Consider the following 1,601-nt stretch of genomic DNA (forward strand, 5'->3'; position numbering starts at 1 on the left):
GATTTTAAATCACCCTAACCTTCCTTCAGTCTTGTCTTATGGTACTCTGGCTGCTTAAAAACTGTCCGGAGTATTGTTTAATGTGGTTATTTAAATATGCACATCTGAGTCTTAAAATTTGAGGCACATTTTTTGCGTTCCACTGTGCACCTACAATCTTAATTCTTGCTCCAATCTGTTTAATTAAAGACTCTACAGATCCTGAACCAATGTCAATACCCTGCTGTTGATAATTCTGGTAATCTGGGATTCTTGACTGATGTTTTCGCAGATATTTCTGGAACTTTTCACTTTCTTTACTCATAACTCCTACAAACTCGGCTATAGCTTCTACTGTTGACCCTTGCCACAGTTGTTTCTGCGCTCTCCTCAGTCGTTTGAGCGAACCTCCTACTCTATGTAGATTTTCTATTCCCCTGATACCAATCGAGTACCTCTCTTCGAGAGCTCAATAGTCCCAATTTGCACCCAACAGATTCCACACCCCATCATGACCATCTCCCAAGCAGGTTATCGATTCACTTTGAGGTTGGCTATTTACCCATGCCACTAAATCTGGATTATTTTGTAAAAAAGCTGCCCCTACAAAGGCGATGTACCTTAACTGCCTTATAATTCCGACCGACTCTTTCTTCTCCTAAAGGAGTTCTCAGTCTGACGTTTCCTCCGTCTATACGAACATGCTTCTACTTTCTCGGTAGTTTCAGGCGGCAGCAATTTGTAACGCTCTAATAGCCGATGTTGTGTACTGTGGGGTACATAAATTCCTGTTAACATTTTTAAGTCTCTCTCCGCATTGGCAAATGATTCATTTCCCACTAATAATAAACAACATTTTTCCAAGTGAGGGCTCAAACGACTTCCCTTATTTACTCCCAGCTTTTGGGCTTGTTTACTCGATAGAGTTATTTCTACGCGCGCAACTTTTTATGGTTCTTTTTCTCCCCCAAGCAGTTCCTCCTGCTGAGTTTAAAAAAACTGCTAATTTCTGGTGCTACTGTCTCTACTATTTGCTCTCTGACAGTCAGTTCGATAGATGCAAAGCTTTGTAGATTGTCTGGCGGGGTATTCTGATCAAAAATATCGGCTATTTCTTGGAGATTTATTTTGATCTTCTGCCGTTGTTCTGGCGTCATATTGACTTGGGGTGATGGTAATTTATTTGCTTTCTATTATGCCATCAACTTGCCTGCTAAGTCTTTGAGTATTTATACTGGCGGCCAAACTGGGATGCTCCCATCGAGTGCTTCAGCAATATCTTTTGCATTGTACAACCGCAAACTGTGTATTTCCTCATCTCGCCTGTAGGTTTCCCCTACTTTACGAAGAGTAATGATGCGGCGAATTAAGGTTTCATTCTCTTGATTTTCTTCCTTCTCAACCAGAACTATCCAATCTTTTCCTTCCGTGAATCCTTTGGTTGTGTTTCCTGCTACAATCTGTCCGGGTTGTGCAATGTCAAAGATGAAAACACCGCCCTCCGTTAAGGCGTGATACAGCACTTCCGGATGTTATGAGGTACAGTAAGTAGGTAGGCGCTGTAAAACACACTTATGTTAAGGATTGTAAAGTACCCACATTCCCTAAGCGTGGCTAAGTTA

At 41.5% G+C, this 1,601-nt stretch carries 1 protein-coding gene and 1 pseudogene; both read right to left on the reverse strand.

The genetic code is table 11. The features are described from left to right. Positions 1-25: 25 nt before the first annotated feature. Positions 26-1,136, reverse strand: a pseudogene (locus QUA78_RS32520) (ISKra4 family transposase). Between the two features lie 72 nt (positions 1,137-1,208). Beyond that, complete coding sequence (locus QUA78_RS32525; protein WP_333399263.1) at positions 1,209-1,502, reverse strand: hypothetical protein; 294 nt, start codon at positions 1,500-1,502, stop codon at positions 1,209-1,211. Positions 1,503-1,601 lie beyond the last annotated feature (99 nt).

Source organism: Microcoleus sp. K4-B3 (assembly GCF_036704615.1).
GTDB lineage: Bacteria > Cyanobacteriota > Cyanobacteriia > Cyanobacteriales > Microcoleaceae > Microcoleus.